At 71.0% G+C, this 20,751-nt stretch carries 21 protein-coding genes; 11 read left to right on the top strand and 10 right to left on the bottom strand.

Annotation, left to right across the window (positions count from 1 at the left end):
* Positions 1-51: 51 nt before the first annotated feature.
* Positions 52-591 (top strand): SRPBCC family protein, encoded by a 540-nt coding sequence (locus tag ACZ607_RS20425; protein WP_469736438.1) that lies wholly within the window; start codon positions 52-54, stop codon positions 589-591.
* Positions 592-607: 16 nt separating this feature from the next.
* Here the strand turns inward: ACZ607_RS20425 and ACZ607_RS20420 are convergent, their stop codons facing one another.
* Positions 608-982, bottom strand: coding sequence for an STAS domain-containing protein (locus ACZ607_RS20420; protein WP_469736436.1), 375 nt, complete (start codon positions 980-982; stop codon positions 608-610).
* 313 nt (positions 983-1,295) lie between these two features.
* Between ACZ607_RS20420 and ACZ607_RS20415 the strand changes: the two genes are divergently transcribed.
* A complete protein-coding gene (locus tag ACZ607_RS20415; RefSeq protein WP_469736434.1) occupies positions 1,296-1,793 on the top strand; it encodes a MarR family winged helix-turn-helix transcriptional regulator in 498 nt (165 codons plus the stop codon).
* Positions 1,794-1,824: 31 nt separating this feature from the next.
* On the opposite strand, the gene ACZ607_RS20410 is transcribed toward ACZ607_RS20415, so the two are convergent.
* Positions 1,825-3,012 (bottom strand): PP2C family protein-serine/threonine phosphatase, encoded by a 1,188-nt coding sequence (locus tag ACZ607_RS20410; RefSeq protein WP_469736432.1) that lies wholly within the window; start codon positions 3,010-3,012, stop codon positions 1,825-1,827.
* 270 nt (positions 3,013-3,282) lie between these two features.
* Here ACZ607_RS20410 and ACZ607_RS20405 point away from each other — a divergent pair, with 270 nt between their 5' ends.
* Together ACZ607_RS20405 and ACZ607_RS20400 are read left to right on the top strand one after the other, a co-directional pair.
* Complete coding sequence (locus tag ACZ607_RS20405; protein WP_469736641.1) at positions 3,283-4,164, top strand: SigB/SigF/SigG family RNA polymerase sigma factor; 882 nt, start codon at positions 3,283-3,285, stop codon at positions 4,162-4,164.
* A gap of 117 nt (positions 4,165-4,281) precedes the next feature.
* Positions 4,282-4,899 (top strand): TOPRIM nucleotidyl transferase/hydrolase domain-containing protein, encoded by a 618-nt coding sequence (locus ACZ607_RS20400; RefSeq protein ID WP_469736430.1) that lies wholly within the window; start codon positions 4,282-4,284, stop codon positions 4,897-4,899.
* Between the two features lie 4 nt (positions 4,900-4,903).
* Here ACZ607_RS20400 and ACZ607_RS20395 read toward each other — a convergent pair whose 3' ends face one another.
* Positions 4,904-5,755, bottom strand: a complete 852-nt coding sequence (locus ACZ607_RS20395; RefSeq protein ID WP_469736428.1) for a pentapeptide repeat-containing protein — start codon at positions 5,753-5,755, stop codon at positions 4,904-4,906.
* Positions 5,756-5,878: 123 nt separating this feature from the next.
* Here ACZ607_RS20395 and ACZ607_RS20390 point away from each other — a divergent pair, with 123 nt between their 5' ends.
* Both ACZ607_RS20390 and ACZ607_RS20385 read left to right on the top strand, forming a co-directional pair.
* Positions 5,879-6,364 (top strand): hypothetical protein, encoded by a 486-nt coding sequence (locus ACZ607_RS20390; protein ID WP_469736426.1) that lies wholly within the window; start codon positions 5,879-5,881, stop codon positions 6,362-6,364.
* An 85-nt stretch (positions 6,365-6,449) separates the two neighbouring features.
* Positions 6,450-6,677, top strand: a complete 228-nt coding sequence (locus tag ACZ607_RS20385; RefSeq protein WP_404076457.1) for a hypothetical protein — start codon at positions 6,450-6,452, stop codon at positions 6,675-6,677.
* Between the two features lies 1 nt (position 6,678).
* Here the strand turns inward: ACZ607_RS20385 and ACZ607_RS20380 are convergent, their stop codons facing one another.
* Entirely contained in the window at positions 6,679-7,131 is a 453-nt protein-coding gene (locus tag ACZ607_RS20380) for an SRPBCC family protein (protein WP_469736424.1), read from the bottom strand.
* Positions 7,132-7,462: 331 nt separating this feature from the next.
* Between ACZ607_RS20380 and rhaI the strand changes: the two genes are divergently transcribed.
* From rhaI to ACZ607_RS20365, 3 genes are all read left to right on the top strand, one after another.
* Complete coding sequence (gene rhaI, locus ACZ607_RS20375) at positions 7,463-8,629, top strand: L-rhamnose isomerase (protein WP_469736422.1); 1,167 nt, start codon at positions 7,463-7,465, stop codon at positions 8,627-8,629.
* Positions 8,630-8,753: 124 nt separating this feature from the next.
* On the top strand, positions 8,754-10,799 hold the full coding sequence (locus ACZ607_RS20370) for a bifunctional aldolase/short-chain dehydrogenase (RefSeq protein WP_469736421.1): 2,046 nt from the start codon (positions 8,754-8,756) through the stop codon (positions 10,797-10,799).
* 82 nt (positions 10,800-10,881) lie between these two features.
* Positions 10,882-12,363, top strand: coding sequence for a rhamnulokinase (locus tag ACZ607_RS20365; RefSeq protein WP_469736419.1), 1,482 nt, complete (start codon positions 10,882-10,884; stop codon positions 12,361-12,363).
* Between the two features lie 160 nt (positions 12,364-12,523).
* Here the strand turns inward: ACZ607_RS20365 and ACZ607_RS20360 are convergent, their stop codons facing one another.
* Positions 12,524-13,582: an enoyl-CoA hydratase/isomerase family protein gene (locus ACZ607_RS20360; RefSeq protein ID WP_469736418.1), complete on the bottom strand. Its 1,059-nt coding sequence runs from the start codon at positions 13,580-13,582 to the stop codon at positions 12,524-12,526.
* A 177-nt stretch (positions 13,583-13,759) separates the two neighbouring features.
* Between ACZ607_RS20360 and ACZ607_RS20355 the strand changes: the two genes are divergently transcribed.
* Entirely contained in the window at positions 13,760-15,853 is a 2,094-nt protein-coding gene (locus ACZ607_RS20355; protein WP_469736416.1) for a SpoIIE family protein phosphatase, read from the top strand.
* 238 nt (positions 15,854-16,091) lie between these two features.
* Here ACZ607_RS20355 and ACZ607_RS20350 read toward each other — a convergent pair whose 3' ends face one another.
* The 4 genes from ACZ607_RS20350 to ACZ607_RS20335 form a co-directional block, all read right to left on the bottom strand.
* The gene (locus ACZ607_RS20350; protein WP_469736414.1) at positions 16,092-16,736 is read right to left on the bottom strand and encodes an LAETG motif-containing sortase-dependent surface protein; all 645 of its coding nucleotides are present in this window, start codon (positions 16,734-16,736) and stop codon (positions 16,092-16,094) included.
* Positions 16,737-16,939: 203 nt separating this feature from the next.
* Positions 16,940-17,428, bottom strand: a complete 489-nt coding sequence (locus tag ACZ607_RS20345) for a GNAT family N-acetyltransferase (protein ID WP_469736412.1) — start codon at positions 17,426-17,428, stop codon at positions 16,940-16,942.
* A 40-nt stretch (positions 17,429-17,468) separates the two neighbouring features.
* Complete coding sequence (locus ACZ607_RS20340) at positions 17,469-18,389, bottom strand: DUF6397 family protein (protein ID WP_469736411.1); 921 nt, start codon at positions 18,387-18,389, stop codon at positions 17,469-17,471.
* Between the two features lie 108 nt (positions 18,390-18,497).
* A complete protein-coding gene (locus ACZ607_RS20335) occupies positions 18,498-18,908 on the bottom strand; it encodes a roadblock/LC7 domain-containing protein (RefSeq protein ID WP_129260246.1) in 411 nt (136 codons plus the stop codon).
* Positions 18,909-19,081: 173 nt separating this feature from the next.
* Here ACZ607_RS20335 and ACZ607_RS20330 point away from each other — a divergent pair, with 173 nt between their 5' ends.
* Positions 19,082-19,681 (top strand): class I SAM-dependent methyltransferase, encoded by a 600-nt coding sequence (locus ACZ607_RS20330; protein ID WP_469736409.1) that lies wholly within the window; start codon positions 19,082-19,084, stop codon positions 19,679-19,681.
* A 101-nt stretch (positions 19,682-19,782) separates the two neighbouring features.
* Here ACZ607_RS20330 and ACZ607_RS20325 read toward each other — a convergent pair whose 3' ends face one another.
* Entirely contained in the window at positions 19,783-20,688 is a 906-nt protein-coding gene (locus tag ACZ607_RS20325; protein WP_469736639.1) for an oxygenase MpaB family protein, read from the bottom strand.
* Between the last annotated feature and the right edge of the window lie 63 nt (positions 20,689-20,751).

Below are 20,751 nucleotides of genomic sequence, written 5' to 3'. Positions count from 1 at the left end.
GTCCGGCTTACGCGCGATGCCCGGGCCGGCCCAGGACGAGGAGTACCTCACATGCCCCGCACCATGTCCGTATCCGACAGCATCCTGATCCGGGCGGCACCGTCCGCCGTGTACGAACAGCTGAGCGATCCCAGGGTGATGGGCCGCTGGAGCCCGGAGAACCTGGGTGCGCGGATACTCGGGGATCCCGGTCGGACGCATGTCGGCATGGTCTTCGACGGGCGCAACAAGCGCGGATCCTTCCGCTGGACGACCAGGTGCACGGTGACGGCCGCCGACCCCGGGGAGAGGTTCGCCTTCCGGGTGCACGCGATCGGGGTGCGGCGGCCTCGGCTGCCCGGTGCCATCGCCCTGTGGGAGTACCGCCTGGAGGCGGTCGACGGATCCACCCGGGTCACGGAGACCTGGACCGACAACCGGCGGGCGTGGCCCGATTTCCTCGCCAACGCCTTCGACCGGGTCGCGACGCGCGGTCATACGTTCGCGGAGTTCCAGCGCGGGAACATCCGTACGACGCTGGAGCGTCTCAAGGCGGCGCTGGAGCAGCACGGCCCGGAGGAGGGCGGCGGGAAGGCGCCGCACCGGGGGTGAGCCCCGGCCGGGGACCCTAGGAGATGCCGCCGGGCATCACGATGCGGGTCAGGGCCTCGGCCGTCGTGGGGACCACGGGTATGAGGACGCCGACGCCGGTGACGTCCAGCAGCCTCGTGACGTGTGACGGTACGGCGGCCAGGGTCAGGGACCCGTGCCGGTCCTTCGCGTACCGCAGGATGCTGATCATCGCGTTGAGGCCGGAGGAGTCGCAGAACTCCACGGATTCCAGGTCGAGCACCAGGTGCGGTCTGCCCTGTCTGATCAGTTCCAGGGATCTGGTCCGCATGGCGGGAGCACTGTCCACATCGATCTCGCCGGCGACAGTGAGGACGGCGATGCTCTCCGCCGGATGCCGGACGGTGAGCGTGAGGGTCTCGCTGTGGGTCATGGGGTGTCAGTGCTCCAGGCCTGGAGCGGGCTGCCGTCACGGAGGAAGCGGCGCTGGCCCGCTGGAAGATCACGCATCGGATGTCAACTGCGAAACCTTACCCTATGGCAACTATTGCCATGCGGAAACTAACCTGTGGGCCGACTGTGGCCACGGATGCCGTGGCAGACAGGGGTACGATATCCGGGGCCACGCGTGTGTCCCGGAACCTTTTCCTGGCTTTCCATACCAGCGCGTCGAATGCCCGGCTCATTCGCCCGGTCCGGTGGCCAGACGGACGAGCGAAGCGATGCCGGATCGGAGTGTCATCAATATGGGCCTGAACCCCGAACCCGATCACCGGTCCAGGGATGCGGCCCGTGAGGGTTCCGAGTTCGTCGAACTCCTCGAGGTCCTCTGGGAGCACGGGCGTGAGGCGGTGCCGACCGGCCCGGTCTCCCCCTCCCAGCTTCGCGTGCTGTACACGCTGGACCGCGAGGAGGGCATCAATCTGCGGATGCTCGCGGAGGCCCTCGGGTCGGCCTCACCCTCGGTCAGCAGGCTGTGCGACCGCCTCCAGGCCACCGGATTCGTGGAGCGCACCCCCAGCCCCGTGAGCCGGCGGGAGCTGGAGCTCCGCCTGACCAGCCACGGCAAGGCGTACCTCGTCGACCTGCGTACACGCAGGGAGGAAGTGCTGATGTCCACGATCGACGCCATGCCGACGAAGGCCCGGCGTTCGCTCCTCGAAGGGCTCAGAGCCTTCCGCAACGCGGCCGCCGGCTCCGGACAGGACAGCGGCGGGGCGAGACCCTTGCGGTCGACCGGATGAGCCCGGCCGGTCCTCCGCCCCTCACCATCGGTCAGGCGGACGCGTCACCGGTGGAGGACTGCCGGCCGAACCAGTCCAGGCAGACCACCAGGGCATCGTCGTCCAGCGGCGCCGGACCTCGGTAGTCCCGCAGATCGCGGAGCACCGCAAGCGGCACCTGACCGGACGGCAGGAAGCGGTGCGCGGACAGCGACCGCGCCAGGGCACGCTCGCTGTAGCGCTCCCCGGCCGCCGACGTGCTGTCGTAGACGCCGTCGCTGCCGATGAGCAGCCGGTCGCCCGGTTCCACGCGGAAGTGCTCCGCGACGTACTCCGTCTCCTCGAACATGCCCAGCGGGAGCTGCGCGTCGAAGTCGACGGCCGAGACATCGCCTTCCCTCAGCCGCCACATGCGCGGGGATCCCGCGTCCACGGCTTCGACCTGGCCGGTGGCCAGATCGAAGCGCAGCAGCAGGACCGACGCGTGCAGCGCGCCGCGGTACTGGGCGTAGACGGCCTGATCGGCGAGGCTGGCCTGCCCCGGGAGGTCGAGGCCGGCCCGCCGGGCGTTGCGCAGCGCGTTGACCACGAGGTTCGTCAGCAGCGCCGCCTCCATCCCCTTGCCCATGCCGTTGGTCACGGTGAGGGTGAGGTGATGGGCCGAGACCGACCAGTCGAAGTTGTCGCCGAAGATCGCGTACGCGGGTTCCAGGTGGGCGCCCAGCGAGAATTCGGGACGGGCCACGGAACGGCCGGGCAGCAGCTGCCACTGCATCTCCGCGGCCAGGGTCAGCCGTGTGGCACGGCGGGCGAGGAGATAGAGGTCGGTGTCCCGTTCGGCGACGAGGATCTCGTGGCCGAGCGCTTCGCAGATCTGCTGCATCTCCGCGAGGCTCTCCGAGGAACAGCTCGCCTCCGGCGCCGTGAGGGTCAGCACCCCGAGCCGGTCGCCCCGGACGGTCACCGGCAGGTGCGCGGTCACGGGACCTTGCGTCGCCCGCGACTCCACGTACGGCTCCTGGGCTCCGAAGGCGCGACCCTGAGGGCTGTCATGGATGTGCACCGGTTCGGCGAGCGGCGCCTCGGACACCACCTGAAGTGTGGTCATGCCGTAGTCGGCGAGCCGCAACTCCACGCTCCGTACGCCGTACTGCTCGCGCAGAGCCGCCGTGACGACGTCGAGGAGCAGATGGGGTGCGGCCTTGCGCAGCTCCCGCTCGACGGCAGCGAATCTGTCCACGTGATCCTGTTTCTCATCGTGCTGCGCCGGGACCCGGACCGCCTGGGGGGGGTCCCGGCCGTCGGCTTCCAGCCTACGGGTCCTGTGCCCGATCCAGCGCGGCGCGCCCGAAAGGTCGCACCGGTGGCCGGTGCTCCCATCTTACGATGCCAGGAGACAACTGTTTCCACGCAGCAAGAAATTTGGCGACTTCACGCATGGGCTCTCCGGGGCGGGGCAGGGGCTGGTCACGAAGTGCGCTCAGCACCAGGGAGGGTGGAACACACAGTGATTGCTGAACAGACCGCCGGGACCGTACCGGCTGACGGGGCGACCGCTACGGAGACTGCGCCGGGACACGTCGGTGAGCTGCCCTGGATCGAGGACGCGGGCAAGGTGGCCCCGAAGGACGCGCGCGCTCTGTCGATGCTGTTCTTCGAGCAGTTGCAGGTCCTGGAGGAGGGCACGCACGAGTACCAGTACGCGCGCAACACCCTCATCGAGATGAACATCTCCCTCGTCCGGTTCGCCGCGCGTCGTTTCCGCAACCGCGGCAGCGGTGACATGGAGGACATCACCCAGGTCGGGACGATCGGCCTCATCAAGGCCATCGACCGGTTCGAGCTCTCCCGGGAGGTGGAGTTCGCCACCTTCGCCGTCCCCTACATCGTCGGTGAGATCAAGCGGTTCTTCCGGGACACGACCTGGGCCGTGCACGTCCCCCGGCGCCTCCAGGAACTCCGTGTCGATCTGGCCAAGGCGAAGGACGAGCTCGCCACGCTCCTGGACCGCGACCCGACGGTGAAGGAACTGGCCGAGTACATGGACCTCTCCGAGGAGGAGGTCACCGAGGGCGTCATCGCGTCGAACGGCTACACCGCGGGGTCCCTGGACCTTCCGACCGACGGCAGCGAGACCACCGGCGCGGCGACGCGTACCTTCGCCGACATCCTGGGCGAGCCGGACGCCGCCATGGAGACGGTGGAGAACCTGCACGCCCTGGCCCCGCTCCTCAAGGAGCTCGACGAACGCGAACGCCGCATCATCGAGATGCGCTTCGGACAGGAGATGACGCAGTCACAGATCGGCGCCGAACTGGACGTCTCCCAGATGCACGTCTCCCGCCTGCTCACCCGCACGCTGGGCAAGCTCCGCAAGGGGATGCTGGCCTGACCCGGCTTCCGGCCACGCGCCGGCACCGGCGGCCCGCCCACGGAATCCGGGCCCGTCGGCCGCCGTGGGTCGAATATCGCTGTCCCGGCCGCCCGTGGACGTGCAGACTCGCTCTCCATGACGGACATGCGCGCATTCCGGGAAGCGGTCGGCCAGTGGGCGGCCGGTGGCCCCGGCGGGCCGGCGGGTGCACTGGCGGCTCGGCTGAGCCTGCGGACGGCGGTGCTGCTGGAGGGACCGAGCGACCTCGCGGCGGTCGAGGCCCTGGCAGCGCGACGGGGCCGGGACCTCGCCGCCGAGGGGGTGTGCGTCGTACCGATGGGCGGCGCCATGAGTGTCGGACGCTATGCCGGTCTCCTCGGACCACCCGGTCTCGGTCTGCGCCTGAGGGGGCTGTGCGACGAGCGCGAGCAGCGCTTCTACGACCTGGGCCTGCAGCGGGCACGAGCACCGCGGCAGGGCTTCTACGTGTGTGTCGCGGACCTGGAGGACGAGCTCATCCGCGCGCTGGGCACCGCGAGGGTCGAGGAGGCCATCACCGCCGAGGGCGACCTGCGGTCCTGGCAGACCTTTCTGCGCCAGCCGGCCCAGCACGGGCGTCCCCGCGAGCAGCAGTTGCGGCGCTTCCTCGGCACGAAGAAGGGCCGCAAGATCCGTTACGGCCGCCTCCTGGTGGAGGCCCTCGGCCCCGGAGAGGTACCGGCCCCGCTGGACGCACTCATCACCGGCCTGTGACCTGCTACCGGCCGCTCGCCTCCCAGTGCGAGGGCCGGGTCAGGGAGTCCGGCAGCTTCGTTCCGGTGTTGCCCTTCGCCGCGTTGAGCTGGGCCTGGGTGAGGAAGAGGGCACCGGTGAGGTCGGCGTCGGACAGGTCGGCATCACGGAAGTCGGCACCGATGAGCTCCGCCCGCCGAAGGTCGGCTCCGCGCAGGTCGGCGGCGATGAGGTAGGCCCCGCGCAGCTCGGCTCCACGCAGGTCGGCCCCTTCGAGCCGGGCTCCGATGAGGTCGGCTCCGCGTCCTCCGCGCCTGCTGCGCCGCGGGACGGTGGCGCGTTCGAGCTCCCCGGCGCGCAGCAGCAGGGCCGCGGCCATGTCCCGGTGCGCGGAGACATCCAGCTCCGCGAGCTCACCGGCGGGCAGGCGGGTGAGACGTTCGGTCGCTTCGAGGGCGTCGCGGAGGCCGGCGTACAGACCGGTGGCGGCCGGCAGGGTGAGGGCCTCGGTGAGATACCAGAGCAGTTCGTGAAGCTGCCTCATCACCGGGAAGACCTGGAACATCTGCTGGGCGGTCCCGGCGGCGGTCCGCCAGTCCCGGCCGCCATACGTCTCCTGGGAGACCTTCTGGCCCGCGCCGAAGCAGTCGTACACGGTGCAGCCGGAGAAGCCCTCCGACCGCAGCCGGGTGTGGATGCCGCAGCGGAAGTCGTCCGCCAGATTGCGGCAGGGTGTCCCCGCTTCCTTGTTGATCGCGAAGTCGGCCGATCTGGTCAGCGTCAGCGCGACGCAGCACAGCCCGAAACAGCTCGCGCAGTCGGCACGCAGGGCGGCGCGTCCGGTGACGGATACGGCGGTCGGGTCGGCCTCGGACACGTGCGTGGTTCCTCCGGTGTGCGGTCTCCGTCAATCCTACGGGCGCCCGTGGATCCGGCGGCTTGTCAGTGCGGAGTTGCACACTTGGCGAGAGGGGCACGGCGTCGGTGAAGGGGACAGCACATGAGCGCGTCGCAGGAGCAGGAGGGGGGATTCGAGCCCGCGACCGGTGACGGCCCCGTGGCCCCCGGGACCGGTGACCGACGCGCCGGAGAGGTGCGGACCGCCTTCGAGGGGTTGCTCCAGATCCGGCGGCTGACCGGTGCGGGACGTGCGGATCCCGAGGGTGTGCCCGCCCCCTGGGAGCTCCACCGGCCGCTGCGCGCGATGGCGTTGACTCTGGAGGCCGCCGGGATACCGGCGTCGGCGGTCGGCCCGTCCGGGGAGCGGACCGCCACGGGCTATCGCGTGTGCGAGGGCGAGGCGTCCGGCTCGGTGCGGGTCGAGTGGGCCGGCCCGCCGGGCAGCGGGGCGGCGCACGGGGAGGAGGAGGCGCTGGCCGGGTGTGCCGCGGTGCTGCGGCGGCTGGGGTGGACGGCTCTGCTGTACCGCGGGCCGCGGCGCCGCCGCTTCCTGGAGGTCGAGCCTCCTCCCCCGGCGCGGACTTGAGGCCGTTCGGCAGCGGTTGCGAGGGCATTGTCAGACCCATGAGGGATGCTTGACGGTCCGACACCTCTGACCGGGAGATGCTGAGATGCACGAAGCCGAAATCACCGCGGCCCAGGCGTACATCCGTCTGCTGGCGGCCACGCGCGCCGCCCTCGCCGACCCGGCCGACGCGCCTCTGTACATGCCGTTGCTCGCCTCGCCGATCGAAGAGGCGGACGAGGCTCTGCGGAGCGCGGGCCTCGCGGGCAACGAGGACCGGCTCTTCGCACTCGTACGCGAGCTGCGGCCGAGCCTGACGGGTTCCGGGCGCTGACTCACCCGCTGCCGTACAGGAGGGAGCCGGGGGTGGTCAGGATCTCCCCCGTCTCCAGCCAGGTCTTCAGGCCGGACAGGATCATCGGCCAACCGCCGTACAGGTCCTCGCAGGCACCCTCGCGCAGTTCGTCGTGGGTGACGGTCAGCCGGCAGGAGTCCCCGACGGGCTCGATCTCCCAGGTGACCCTGGTCGGGCCCTCGCTCCGCGCCTCGTCGCTCCAGAGCGCCACCATGCTCTGGACGAGCCTGCGCGGCGGATCGACCTCGATGTTCCGGCCCTCGCCGAGCGAGCCCGGAGCGCCGGGGGCGCCCATCTCGAAGCGCGAGCCCTGGGTCCAGTCGGAGATGACGCGGGCGCCGAAGTTGTACTTGCTTCTGATCTCGGGATCGGTGATCGCCTCCCAGAGGCGTTCGGGAGTGGTGCGGATGTAGCTCTCGAAGACCTTTTCCACGGGATTCTCCAGTCGGCTCTCATCGAGGTCGCCGGGCCCGGCGGCCAGGGCTCGGCGACTTGCCCGCCGCCCGGTTCCGGACCGGCGGATCTGCACCGGAGCAGGGAAGCGCGGGCCTCCGGTGCACCCAGTGTCCGCCCGTCGCGGTGGATGAGCGCGTCGACCGACAGCAAGCGCTTTCACCGGGATGCGGTGAATTGATTCAAATCGCCTGGAAACTTGACTGACCGCTTGACTAGCATCAGTGACCAAACCTAGCGTACGTTCCGGATGAAACGATTCACATCCCGATCCTGACCGGTCGCCGGATGACTCTGCTTACGAGGTGTTCATGTCTGATGTGTCGGCCGTCAAGGCAGCTCTGAAGTCTCAGGTCATCGAGACCCCCTCCTGGGGCTACGGCAATTCGGGGACCCGCTTCAAGGTCTTCGCCCAGCCCGGTGTGCCGCGCGACCCGTTCGAGAAACTGGCGGACGCGGCACAGGTGCACGCCTTCACCGGGGTGGCTCCCAAGGTGTCGCTGCACATCCCCTGGGACAGGGTCGAGGACTACGCGGCGCTGACCCGGTATGCCGAGGGGCTCGGCCTGCGGATCGGTGCGATCAACTCCAACGTCTTCCAGGACGACGACTTCAAGCTGGGCTCGGTCACCCATCCGGACCCCAAGGTCCGCCGCAAGGCCACCGACCATCTGCTCGAATGCGTCGACATCATGGACGCCACCGGCTCGCCCGACCTGAAGCTGTGGTTCTCGGACGGCACCAACTACCCGGGCCAGGACGACATCGCGGGCCGTCAGGACCGTCTGGCCGAGGCTCTCGCCGAGGTCTACGAGCGGCTCGGTGACGACCAGCGGATGCTGCTGGAGTACAAGCTCTTCGAGCCCGCCTTCTACACCACGGACGTCCCGGACTGGGGCACCTCGTACGCCCACTGCCTCAAGCTCGGGCCGAAGGCCAAGGTCGTCGTCGACACCGGCCACCACGCTCCGGGCACGAACATCGAGTTCATCGTGGCGTTCCTGCTGCGCGAGGGAAAACTCGGCGCGTTCGACTTCAACTCCCGTTTCTACGCGGACGACGACCTGATGGCGGGCGCCGCGGACCCGTTCCAGCTGTTCCGGATCATGCATGAGGTGGTCAAGAACGGCGGCCTGGAGGCCGCCGCCGACGTCAACTTCATGCTCGACCAGTGCCACAACATCGAGGCCAAGATCCCGGCCGTGATCCGCTCGGTCACCAATGTCCAGGAAGCGACCGCGAAGGCCCTGCTGATCGATGCGGAGGCCCTGGCCGGCGCGCAGCGCTCCGGTGATGTCCTGGCCTCCAACGGAGTGCTGATGGACGCGTTCAACACCGACGTGCGGCCGCTGCTCGCCGAGGTCCGCGAGGAACTCGGCCTGGCGCGCGACCCGTTCGCGGCGTACCTCGCCTCCGGCAATCAGGAGCGCATCGCCGCCGACCGGGTCGGTGGCGAACAGGCGGGCTGGGGCGCCTGAGCCCAAGCCCCGCTCCCCCGCCTCGTGCCTCCGGCTGTTCCCTCTTCCCGGCCGGCGCTCCGCTCCCCCGCGCCCCTTTCCCCGCCGGCGCTCCCGCCCGCATCCTCTTCCCGAAGGAACCCTCATGACGTCCGCGACGCACACCGAGGTCGCCGCGCTCCTGGAGCGCGCCCACCGGATCGGCTCCGACCCCCGCAACACCAACTACGCCGGGGGCAACGCCTCGGCCAAGGCGACGGGGAGCGACCCGGTCACCGGTGGCGAGGCCGAACTGCTCTGGGTCAAGGGCTCGGGCGGCGACCTCGGCACGCTGACCGAGGCGGGGCTCGCCGTGCTGCGACTGGACCGGGTGCGGGCCCTCAAGGAGGTGTACCCGGGGGTGGAGCGTGAGGACGAGATGGTCCCGGCCTTCGACTACTGCCTGCACGGCAAGGGTGGTGCCGCTCCCTCGATCGACACCGCGATGCACGCCCTGGTCGAGGCGGCGCACGTGGACCATCTGCACCCGGACTCCGGGATCGCGCTGGCGTGCGCCGCCGATGGCGAGAAGCTGACCGCCGAGTGCTTCGGTGACAAGGTGGCGTGGGTGGGCTGGCGCCGGCCCGGCTTCCAGCTGGGTCTCGACATCGCGGCCGTCAAGGAGGCCAACCCGCGGGCGGTAGGTGTCGTCCTGGGCGGCCACGGGATCACGGCCTGGGGTGAGACCTCCGAGGAGTGCGAGCGCAACGCCCTCTGGATGATCCGTACCGCCGAGACGTTCCTCGAGGAACACGGCAGGGCCGAGCCGTTCGGCCCCGTACTTCCCGGCCGGGAGGCTCTCGAGGAGGAAGCGCGGCGTGAGCGGGCCGCAGCGCTCGCTCCGGTGATCCGCGGCCTGGCGTCCACAGACCGTCCCCAGGTCGGGCACTTCACCGACGCCGCGCCCGTGCTGGACTTCCTCTCGCGCGCCGAGCACCCGCGCCTCGCCGCGCTCGGGACGTCGTGCCCGGACCACTTCCTCCGTACGAAGGTCAGCCCGCTGGTCCTCGACCTGCCCGCCGCCGCGCCGCTGGAGGAGGCGGTGGCCCGGCTGGAGGTGCTCCACCGGGAGTACCGGGAGGCGTACCGGGCGTACTACGAGCGCCACGCCGCGCCCGACTCGCCCGCGATGCGGGGCGCGGACCCGGCGATCGTGCTGGTGCCCGGCGTCGGCATGTTCTCGTTCGGCAAGGACAAGCAGACCGCACGGGTCGCCGGGGAGTTCTACCTCAACGCAGTCAATGTGATGCGGGGTGCGGAGGCCGTCTCCTCGTACGCGCCGATCGAGGAGTCGGAGAAGTTCCGCATCGAGTACTGGGAGCTGGAGGAGGCCAAGCTCCGCCGGATGCCGAAGCCGAAGGCGCTGGCCACGCGGGTCGCGCTCGTCACCGGGGCGGGGTCGGGCATCGGCAAGGCCATCGCGCACCGGCTCGTCGCGGAGGGCGCGTGTGTGGTCGTCGCGGATCTGAACACCGTGAACGCGGAGGCCGTCGCCGAGGAGCTCGGTGGTCCGGACAAGGCGGTCGCGGTGACCGTGGACGTCACCTCGGAGGAGCAGATCGCCGCCGCCTTCAAGGCCGCCGCTCTCGCCTTCGGCGGGGTGGACCTGGTCGTGAACAACGCCGGGATCTCCATCTCCAAGCCGCTGCTGGAGACCACGGCCCGGGACTGGGACCTGCAGCACGACATCATGGCGCGGGGTTCGTTCCTGGTCTCCCGCGAGGCGGCTCGGGTGATGCGGGCCCAGAATCTCGGCGGCGACATCGTCTACATCGCGTCCAAGAACGCCGTGTTCGCGGGCCCGAACAACATCGCGTACTCGGCCACGAAGGCCGATCAGGCACACCAGGTGCGTCTGCTGGCGGCGGAGCTCGGTGAGCACGGCATCCGGGTCAACGGGGTCAACCCGGACGGGGTGGTGCGGGGATCCGGCATCTTCGCGGCGGGCTGGGGAGCCCAGCGTGCGGCGACCTACGGCATCGAGGAGGAGAAGCTGGGCGAGTTCTACGCCCAGCGCACGATCCTCAAGCGCGAGGTTCTCCCTGAGCATGTCGCCAACGCCGTCTTCGCGCTGACGGGCGGCGATCTCACCCACACCACCGGCCTCCACATCCCGGTCGACGCCGGTGTGGCGGCGGCCTTCCTTCGCTGACCATGTGCCACCTCGCCGTGCCCCGTGCGCTGTTCCGTACGTGCTCGGGGCGCGGCTCGGCCCGGATCGGATGAGACCTTCCATGTCTGTGACCTCACTGCACGACCCGGTGTTCGCCGCGGTGGACCTGGGCGCCACCAGCGGCCGCGTGATCACCGGCAGGGTCGGCCCCGGCGTGCTGGAGCTGACCGAGGCGCACCGCTTCGCCAATACGCCGGTCCGGCTCCCGGATGGGCTCCACTGGGACGCGCTCGGCCTGTACCAGGGCATGCTGGACGGGCTGCGGGCGGCCGCGCGCCGGTCCCCGGTGACCTCCGTGGGCATCGACACATGGGCCGTGGACTACGGCCTCCTCGACTCCGACGGGTCCCTTCTCGGGCTCCCGTACCACTACCGCGACGAGCGCAACGCGCCCGCGGCCGAGGAGGTGCTGGCCGGCATCGAAGCACGGGAGCTGTACGGCATCGGCGGGTTGCAGCACCTGCCGTTCAACACGGTCTTCCAACTGGCGGCCCACCGCTCCACGGCTCAGTGGCCGGCGGCCCGGACGCTGCTGCTGATGCCCGATCTGCTGGTGTACTGGCTGACGGGGTCGGTGGGTGCGGAGGTGACCAACGCGTCGACGACCGCGCTGTTCGACGCGCGCTCCGGCACGTGGTCCGACGCGCTGATCGCACGGCTCGGGCTGGAGCGTTCCCTGTTCCCGCCCCTGCGCGAGCCGGGACAGCGGGCGGGCACTCTGCTTCCGCACGTGGCGGAGTTCACCGGTCTGCCGCCGGGGACGCAGGTGACGACCGTGGCCTCGCACGACACGGCGTCAGCCGTGGCCGCGGTCCCCGCGACCGGGCCGGGATGCGCGTACGTGTCGTGCGGTACCTGGTCGTTGGCCGGCCTCGAACTGGACGCGCCGGTGCTGACCGAGGAGTCGAGGGCCGCGAACTTCACGAACGAACGGGGGGTGGACGGCACGGTGCGCTACCTCCGCAACATCATGGGGATGTGGCTGCTGGAGGAGTGCCGTCGGACGTGGGAGCGCTCCGGTACGCCCACGGGCCTGCCGGGGCTCCTCGCGGAAGCGGAGCGTGCCCGGCCGTTCGCCGCCGTGATCGACCCGGACGATCCGGTGTTCCTGGCGCCGGGTGACATGCCGTCGCGGATCGACGCCGCTCTGGCCCGGACGGGGCAGAAGGCGCCGGACGGGCAGGGCGGGTATGTGCGGTGCGTGCTGGAGAGCCTGGCGCTGGCCCATCGGAGGACGCTGCGGCGGGCCGCCGCGCTGGCGGGGCGTGAGCTGACACGGATCCACCTGGTCGGCGGAGGTTCGCGCAACGCGCTGCTGTGCCAGTGGACCGCCGACGCGACGGGGCTGCCGGTCACCGCGGGACCGGCCGAGGCGACCGCGCTCGGCAATGTGCTGCTCCAGGCGCGGGCGCACGGCCTGGTGGGTGGACTGAGCGAGATGCGGAGCCTGGTCGCGCGCACGCAGGAACTGCGCCACTACTCCCCCCGGGGGGACCGGGGGGCCTGGGACCGGGCGGCGGGGCGGCTGGAGGCCGGCGGCTGAGCCCGTCCGGCGCCCGGCCCCGGCCCCCGCCGCCGGCTTGAGCGGCGGGGCCGGCCGGGACGGGCGGCAGGGCCCAGCCGGGAACTCGGTGCACCGGCCACCGGCCACGGGCCACGGGTTCAGGATCGGGGCCAGAAGGCCCGCCCGGCGGGCGGGGAGGTCAGGCCGGGGCCAGGCCCAGTTCCTGGTCGCCGAGCGGCTCGAAGTGGCGTGCCACGTCGGCAGCGGTGACGTCGCCGAGCTCGGCGGGACTCCATCGCGGGGTGCGGTCCTTGTCGATGATCCGGGCGCGTACGCCCTCCACCAGGTCATGTCCGGCGAACGCCCGGCAGGAGACACGGAACTCCTGGTCGAGAGCGGCTTCCAGGCCGGCGAGCCGCTTCGTCCGGCGTACGGAGGCGAGGGTGACCTTGAGCGCGGTCGGTGAGGCGGTGAGGAGCCCCGCAGCGGTCTCCTTGGCGGCCGGGACGCCGCTGTCCGTCAGCCGGTCGATGATCTCCTCGACGGTGTCGGCGGCATAGCAGGAGTCGATCCACTCGCGCTGGGCGGCCAGCTCTCCGTCCGGTGCGTCGGTCGCGTACCGGCGCACGGTGGCCGTGACCTCGGCGGGCGTCCCACTGGTGGCGAGTGCGGTCGTGAGGTCGGCGAGACGGTCCGACGGGACGAAGTGGTCGGCCAGTCCGCACAGGAGGGCGTCGGCCGCGCCGACGGCCCTGCCGGTGAGTGCGAGGTGGGTACCGAGCTCGCCCGGTGCGGCGGCCAGGAGGTAGGTGCCCCCGACGTCGGGAACGAACCCGATCCCGGTCTCGGGCATGGCGACGCGTGAGCGCTCGGTGACGACACGCACGTCGCCGTGGGCCGACACCCCGACCCCGCCGCCCATCACGATGCCGTCCATGAGTGCCACGTACGGCTTGGGGAACCTGGCGATCCGGGCGTTCAGCCGGTACTCGTCACGCCAGAAGTCCACGGATGCGCGTCGGCCGGCACGGGCGTCCTCGTAGATCGACCGGATGTCGCCTCCCGCGCAGAGGCCCCGCTCACCGGCCCCGGCGATCACGACGGCCGTGACGGCGTCGTCGTCGGCGGCCAGGGTGAGCGCCTCGTCGATGCCGCGCACCATGGTGTGGGTGAGCGCGTTCAGGGCGCGGGGGCGGTTGAGGGTGATGTGGAGGATGCGGCCCTCGGTGTGCAGCAGGACGGGTTCTTCGTCGTTCATGTGTGCGCTCCGGTCAGCCGTGGACGATCTCTGCTGCCATTCTGCGACGGCCCTCGCGGAGCCCTGGCGCCGGGTCGCCCGTGAAACCGCTGTGGCACTCCCGCATCGCGGGCTCGACAATTGAGACCGATGGGCCGCGACGTCCAGCAGCCCCGCCGGACGACCTCCGGAGAAGGCATGACCGACTCTTCACGGCGAGCAGACGGCGACGCAGCGTCGCCGCCCCGGTCCGATCGGCGCGATGCCGGTGGGACCGGCATCGAGGAGCGCCTCGCCCTGAACCGCACAGGCAGCTTCGAGTGGGACCTGGACGCGGAGACGCTGGACATCGACGAGGCGGGGCTCGTGGTCTTCGGCCTGGACCCCTCGACCTTCGACGCGCGGCCGGGGATCGTGCTCCAGCGGCTGGACGCCACGGACCGCGCGCGCCTCGAAGCCACTGTCGACGAGGCGATCTCCGGGGGGAGCGACTCGTACAGCGTGCACTTCCAGGTGCCCCTGGAGAACGGGGACTGGCAGTGGACACACGTCCAGGCGCGGATCCTCCGGTCGGAGGACGGCCGGGCACACCGTGTCATCGGTGTGGTGCGGGACGCGACGGCCGAGGTCACCCATTCGGCCTTCGTGCTGGATGTGGAAAAGCGGCGGCGCCGCCAGACGAGCATCGTCGAACGCACCACCGCCGCGATGTCACGTGCGGTGACCGTCGACGATGTCACGGCTGCGCTCACCGGCCCGGGCGGCCTCGTCGGGATCGGCGCGGACGGGCTGGCCCTCGGGCTGGTGGAGAACTCCGCCCTCAAGATCATCGCGCTGAGCGGTGACTCGGTGGAGGTGCTCGAAGGCCTGGGTTCCGGGCAGCTCGACGCCACACTTCCCCTCGGGGACACCATCCTCAGCGGGCGCCCCCGCTTCATCACCTCACTGGGATCGCTGATCCGGCGCTATCCGGCGCTCGAACCCCACATCGGCCGGCTGAACTTCCAGGCCGTCGCCTACCTTCCGCTGATCGCCCAGGCCCGCTCGCTGGGCGGCCTCGCCCTCTTCTACCGCGAACGCACGGTGTTCAGCGCCGACGAGAGGATCCTGTGCCTGGGCCTGGCGGCCATCGTGGCCCAGTCCCTCCAGCGGGCGATCCTCTTCGACGAGGAGCGCGAATTCGCCACCGGCCTCCAGTCGGCCATGCTTCCGCGGCGGATCCAGGAGATCGAGGGCGGCGAGATCGCGGTCCGGTACCACGCGGCGTGGAGCGGGCGGGAGGTCGGCGGCGACTGGTACGACGTGATCACACTCCCCAGGGGCCGTATCGGGGTCGTGGTGGGCGATGTGCAGGGGCACGACACGCATGCGGCGGCGATCATGGGTCAGCTGCGCATCGCCCTGCGTGCGTACGCCGCCGAGGGGCACCCCCCGGCGACCGTACTGGCACGGGCTTCCCGCTTCCTGGCCGAGCTGGACACCGACCGGTTCGCGACGTCGACGTACGCACAGGTGGATCTCGCCACGGGAGCGGTGCGCGTGGTGCGCGCGGGCCACTTCGGGCCGCTGATCAGGCATACGGACGGACGGGTGGGGGTCCCGCAGGTGCGTGGGGGCCTGCCGTTGGGCCTCTCCTCGGATTTCTGGGACGAGGAGTATCCGGAGACCCGGCTCGATCTGGTGCCGGGCGAGACTCTCGTCCTGTACACGGACGGGCTGGTCGAGGAGCCGGGCGCAGATGTGGACTCGGGGGTCGCCGCGCTGATCCACGAGGTGAGCGACGGGCCCGACGGCGCCGAGGCGCTGGCCGACCATCTCTCGGACCGGTTGTGGGAGCGGTGGGGCTCGGGGGACGACGTGGCCCTGCTGGTCCTGCGGCGCAGCCCGGACCTCGGGTCGCCGCGTGCTCCCCGGCTGCACCAGTACATCCATCAGGCGGATCCGCAGGGGCTGTCGGAGGCCCGGTCGATCGTGCGTCAGGCCCTGACGGACTGGGACCTGGCGACTCTGGCGGACGACGCGGAGCTGGTCACCGGTGAGCTGTTGGTCAATGTGCTGCTGCACACGGAGGGCGGGGCGGTACTGACGCTGGAGGTACTGCCGGAGCCCGTCCGGCGCATCAGACTGTCGGTCCAGGACCGCTCCAGCGTCTGGCCACGGCGCCGCACCCCGGGCGAGACGTCGACGTCGGGGCGTGGCCTGCTGCTCCTGGACGCGGTCGCCGAGCGCTGGGGCATCGAGCCCCGGGGCGAGGGCAAGGCCGTCTGGTGCGAGATCGGCCCCCTGTCCTGATCCCCCTGTCCTGATCCCCCTCCTGATGCCCTCCCCCGGCTCCCGTCTCCTGATCCCGTCTCCTGATCCCGGGACTGCGCCGGGCCGCGGCTGAGACAGCCGGTCGGGAGGCTGGAGTGCGAGGGGCCGCCGGGGCCGTGCAACGCGACGGGGGCGCACCGCAACAGAGTTGTCGCGGTGCGCCCCCGCCCGGCGCGGCGGTGTTCTTCCACCACCGCGCCGGGATGCCTGGGTGGCGTCAGTGCTGCGCGGTACGGCGCTTACGGACGGACCACAGGATGCCGCCGCCGGCGAGGAGAACCGCGACAGCGGCTCCACCGATGACGGGCGTGGCCGACGACGAACCGGTCTCGGCGAGGTCCGGAGCACTGCTGCTCGGCTCCGCCGGGGCAGGCGCGGCCTCCGTGGCGGTCTCGCTCGGCGTCGCACTCGGCTCAGGGGTCTCCGAGGCCGGCGGCTCCGTGCTCGGGGCCTCCGAAGGCGTCGCCTCGGTCGGGGTGGGCGACGGGCTGTCGTCCTCACACACCGGAGCGGTCTTCGTGTCGTCGAAGGAGTACCGGTCGCTGTCCCCGGCCTTGACGACGAGGCGGACGGTCAGCTCCTTGTCGTGCTCGGGGAGCTGGAGCGGCGTCTTGGTGCTGAACTCACGGCCGAACTTGGTCGTGGCAAGCAGATCGTCGCCGCCCACGACGGAAACGGTCACCTCGTTGGTGGCGTTGCCCGAGTAGGCCGTCAGGTTGAGCGTCACTTCGGAGCAGGTCACGGCCCAGGTGGGGGTGTGAGCTGCGGCCGGACCTGCGGAGAGGACTCCGCCGGCCAGGCCGACTACCGCGGCGGCCGCGAATGCTCCCGCGCCGCGCCACGATCTCCTGGGTATGGTCATGGATTCTTCCTCCATATGAGTTCACCGCTGGGATGGCGGTGGGGCGCACAGTACTGCCCTCCGCACCAGGGGACGCACCCGCCCCATGTCTCAGTGATGCGCCAACCATGCCCACATCACCGCTACTTGGGACATGACGGACACGCCAGGATGGCCGGAAGCCGTTGGCCTCACGGTCGCCCCGGTCGACTGTGAGGGTGGTTTCAGAGGGACTTGTGCATGATGTGCAGCCCGACATAGCCCTGCGTGGGGTGGTTGAACCCCTCGGGCAGGGTCCCGATGACCTCGAATCCGAGGGAGCGGTACAGCCCTACGGCGTGGGTGTTCGTCTCCACCACGGCGTTGAACTGCATGGCGCGATATCCCGCCGTACGCGCCCAGTCCACGGTGTAGGCGCACAGGGCCCTGCCCACGCCCCGGCCGGAGTGCTCCGGAGCGACCATGTAGCTGGCGCTGGCGATGTGCGAGCCGTTGCCCATGTGGTTCCTGTTCATCTTGGCCGTACCGAGGACGGTCCCGGCCTCGTCGACGGCGACCACCGTGCGCCCCGGCTCCGGGAGGAGCCACCAGCCCTGGGCATCGTCCTCCCCGAGGTCCAGAGGGAACGTGAAGGTCTCCCCCGCGGCGACGATGGTATGGAAGAACGGCCAGATGGCGGGCCAGTCCTTGTCCGTGGCTTCTCTGATCAGCATGGAGGCCAAGATGCCCGGCCGAACGGCCGTAAGCAATTCCTTAACGGTCCCCGCGCCCCGGTCTGCGCAGGCCGATCCGGACGAGCAGCCCTCGCCGGGCATCGGGCCTTCCCGCGGGCCGGCTCCGGACGCGGCGACTCCCGGCGGGGCGGAACGCGGGACCGTGCCCGGGGCGCGGCGCGGGGCGGAGCTCGCGCGCCTGCTCCAGCTCAAGCGTCAGATTCACCCGGCGCCAGAGGATCTCGTCCGGGTCGTCCGCCAGCATCAGCCTCTCCATGGCTTCCCTCCCGGACGCGGACCCCGGGCGGCCGAAGACGGAATCGGGCTGCACCCGGACCAGATAGGCCCGCTCGTACGGATCGTCGACCACCTCCGCGAGCTGGACCGGGTCGAGAGCGGATGCCTGGAGCGCCGCACGCGTCCACGGGTCCTCCGATCGGCTCAGCAGCCGGTCGACCCTGCGTGAACGCCAGTTGCGCGCTCGCCGGTCGATGCCCGCGTCCAGCATGGTCCGCATCCCCGCCGGACTCTTCCCCGTGATCAGACCGGGCTCCCTGGCGGCAAAGGCGAGGAGCTCGTCCACCAGGTAGAGCCAGACCACCGCGCGGTAGCGGTTCAGGTAGAAGGCGACCGGTGAGACGCACCCGACGCGGGCAAGGCCGGTGAAGCGTACGGGCCTCACGCCGAGGAGCGCGGCCGCCTCCGCCGTGCCCGCTGTGCGCACCTGGTCCTGGAGCGATCCGGGAAATCCCGGTAGCTCGCGCAGCCGGTCGATCTCCTGTTGGGCGACGCGTGGTCTCTCCCCCGCCGTCGAAGGTTCTGCGGCGATCAGCCCCAGATGGACGGCAAGATCGAACTCGCCGCGCTTCAACGACAGTTCCCGAGCCGCTCGCCCTGCGGGCACGCCCACGGGCGCGGCCCCGGCGGTGTGCGTGCGGGTGGTGGCTTCCGTAACGGTCATGACCGTCCTCCCCCGTGAGGTCGAATACTCTCCGTGACCACGGTAGCCCGGGGAGGAATGATGCGGGCAGCCTGTGGACAACTCCTCGATCTCCACAGGAACCGCAGGTCAGAGATGGTCTATACGCTCGGCCTCCTGGCGGGCCGTCACGCCGAGGTGCTCGCCCACCCGGTTGACCAACAGGGTCATCTCGTAGGCGACCTGGCCGACATCGGCCTCGGCTGCGGTCAGTACGCACAGGCAGCTGCCGTCCCCCGCAGCCGTCACGAAGAGCAGCGCCTCGTCGAACTCCACCATGGTCTGGCGCGCTTTCCCCGCGCCGAAGTGACGCCCCGAGCCCCGGGCCAGGCTCTGGAGCCCCGACGAGACCGCCGCCAGGTGTTCCGCGTCCTCCCGGGCCAGACTCGTACTGGCCCCGGTCACCAGCCCGTCGTTCGACAGCACCAGCGCGTGCTGGATGTGCTCCACCCGGCCGGTGAGATCGTCAAGCAGCCAGTCAAGTCCCCGGTCCAGCGCCATGTGCTCGTCCTCCCCGTTCATCAGTTCCCCACGTTCCGCGCAAGCCTTGCCTACGGCTCCCCTGCGGGCAAGCGCCTCCCCACTCCGGGGGTGCTGCTTCGCGCCACCGTCGGCCGGACGCGTGCAACGCTCCGTCCGTTCCGCTCGGGTCCCGGCTGCGCGATCATGTCCGTATGGCCGACGACCACACACACGTCCAGGACTTCTTCGCCTCGCGGGCGGCGGACTGGGACCGTCGTTTTCCCGACGACGGCCCCGCCTTCGCCGTCGCGGTCGGTGAGCTCGGGCTGCGCCCCGGCGGCTCGGTGCTCGACGCCGGCTGCGGCACGGGACGGGCGCTGCCGGCGCTGCGTGACGCAGTGGGGCCCGGGGGCACGGTTCTGGGAGCCGACGTGACGCAGGCGATGCTCGCCGCCGCCCTGCGAGCGGGGAGGGAGGCGAGCGGCGCCCTTCTGCTGGCCGACGTCGCACGGCTTCCGCTGCGTGCGGGAGTCCTCGACGCCGTCCTCGCCGCCGGGCTGATCTCTCATCTCCCGCGGCCCGAGCAGGGGCTCGGGGAGCTGGCGCGGGTGGTGCGCCCGGGCGGCCGTCTCGCTCTGTTCCACCCCATCGGACGTGCGGCGCTGGCCGCACGGCACGGCCGGACCCTCTCGGACGACGATCTCCGGGCCGAGCCCCGGCTGACGCCCCTGCTGGCCGGGGCGGGCTGGCGGCTGGAGTCCTACGCCGACGAGGACAGCCGTTACCTGGCGGTGGCCGTGCGGACCGGCTGACCGGGCGTCACCGGTACGGCCTCGGTGACCTGCCGCACCTGGCGCACCTACGGCCGCGCGCCCGCCGAACGGGCCTCGACGACCGGGCGCGCCCGCCCGGGTCACTCCGCGGGTGCGTCCGATGGCCGGCCGTGCGGCACGGGGCAGCCGCGCACCCCAGGAGTCGGGAACGTGCCGAGCCGGGCCAGCTCGTAGCCGTCCGGATAGCCCTTGATCTCGGGGTTCTGGCGGGCGTAGTGCGGAACGGAACGCGGCGGCAGGAGCCGTACGGCGCGGGCCCTCAGCCGCAGGGCACCGCGGGTCAGCCCACGGGCGACGGGGCCGGGACGCTCGTACCGGAAGGCCCGCAGCAGCGAGTCGTCGAGCAGGGCCAGGCTCGCCCTCCGGACGAGTGGCGCGAGCGGGCGCGGGTACCAGGAGCCCATCAGGGCCAGAGTGGCGTCGGAGACCGCCCGCGCGCCCTCGTCCCAGCCGAAGTGCTCCTCCTCGTAGGAGTCCAGGGTGCGCTCGAAGTCCTCGTACGTCTGCGGCACGTCCTGGATGCCCATACGGGCGCCGAGTGTGCGGTAGTACGCGGCGAAGGCGCGCAGCTCGTGGCCGGACAGCCGGCGCCAGCCGTAGGAGTCGAGCCAGCGTTTGGGGGTGACGACGAACGTGCACAGCACATACCGCATGTCGTCGTTGCTGATGTCGTAGCTGCGGTGCATGCGGTTGATCCGCCGGACGGCCGTGCGCCCCTTCTCACTGTCGAAGCCGTGCTCGACGACGGCGTCGAGAAGAAGTGCGGTGTCGTCGTACCTCTTCTGTGAACGTTCCGTCAGTTCCCCCGTCTCCGCGAGCAGTCGCCCGATGCTGGGGACCGCGTAGGTGCGGTACAGGGCGAGTTCGAGAGCGCGGGTGATGTCCCAGGGAAATTCGTACGAGACGGTGAGCCGGTAGATCTCCAGGAAGTCCCGCTCGGGGTCCAGCCGCTGGATCTGCTTCAGCCGTTCGAACCGCTCCACCATGCTGTCCCCCTCGTCGGCCGGAGTCACAACCCTACGGGTCACGGGCGGGCGGGCACCACGGTC

The organism is Streptomyces sp. NPDC104381, assembly GCF_055583745.1.
Note: the sequence above shows the minus strand (reverse complement) of the source record. Positions and strands in the feature narration are given on the sequence as shown.

Coding starts and splice junctions, on each gene's coding strand:
- rhaI (WP_469736422.1), top strand. CDS start 7,463: ATGTCTGATGTGTCGGCCGTCAAGGCAGCTCTGAAGTCTCAGGTCATC.
- ACZ607_RS20335 (WP_129260246.1), bottom strand. CDS start 18,908: ATGGCGCTGGACCGGGGACTTGACTGGCTGCTTGACGATCTCACCGGC.
- ACZ607_RS20370 (WP_469736421.1), top strand. CDS start 8,754: ATGACGTCCGCGACGCACACCGAGGTCGCCGCGCTCCTGGAGCGCGCC.
- ACZ607_RS20365 (WP_469736419.1), top strand. CDS start 10,882: ATGTCTGTGACCTCACTGCACGACCCGGTGTTCGCCGCGGTGGACCTG.
- ACZ607_RS20390 (WP_469736426.1), top strand. CDS start 5,879: ATGAGCGCGTCGCAGGAGCAGGAGGGGGGATTCGAGCCCGCGACCGGT.
- ACZ607_RS20330 (WP_469736409.1), top strand. CDS start 19,082: ATGGCCGACGACCACACACACGTCCAGGACTTCTTCGCCTCGCGGGCG.
- ACZ607_RS20325 (WP_469736639.1), bottom strand. CDS start 20,688: ATGGTGGAGCGGTTCGAACGGCTGAAGCAGATCCAGCGGCTGGACCCC.
- ACZ607_RS20385 (WP_404076457.1), top strand. CDS start 6,450: ATGCACGAAGCCGAAATCACCGCGGCCCAGGCGTACATCCGTCTGCTG.
- ACZ607_RS20350 (WP_469736414.1), bottom strand. CDS start 16,736: ATGACCATACCCAGGAGATCGTGGCGCGGCGCGGGAGCATTCGCGGCC.
- ACZ607_RS20340 (WP_469736411.1), bottom strand. CDS start 18,389: ATGACCGTTACGGAAGCCACCACCCGCACGCACACCGCCGGGGCCGCG.
- ACZ607_RS20415 (WP_469736434.1), top strand. CDS start 1,296: ATGGGCCTGAACCCCGAACCCGATCACCGGTCCAGGGATGCGGCCCGT.
- ACZ607_RS20360 (WP_469736418.1), bottom strand. CDS start 13,582: ATGAACGACGAAGAACCCGTCCTGCTGCACACCGAGGGCCGCATCCTC.
- ACZ607_RS20345 (WP_469736412.1), bottom strand. CDS start 17,428: ATGCTGATCAGAGAAGCCACGGACAAGGACTGGCCCGCCATCTGGCCG.
- ACZ607_RS20420 (WP_469736436.1), bottom strand. CDS start 982: ATGACCCACAGCGAGACCCTCACGCTCACCGTCCGGCATCCGGCGGAG.
- ACZ607_RS20400 (WP_469736430.1), top strand. CDS start 4,282: ATGACGGACATGCGCGCATTCCGGGAAGCGGTCGGCCAGTGGGCGGCC.
- ACZ607_RS20425 (WP_469736438.1), top strand. CDS start 52: ATGCCCCGCACCATGTCCGTATCCGACAGCATCCTGATCCGGGCGGCA.
- ACZ607_RS20355 (WP_469736416.1), top strand. CDS start 13,760: ATGACCGACTCTTCACGGCGAGCAGACGGCGACGCAGCGTCGCCGCCC.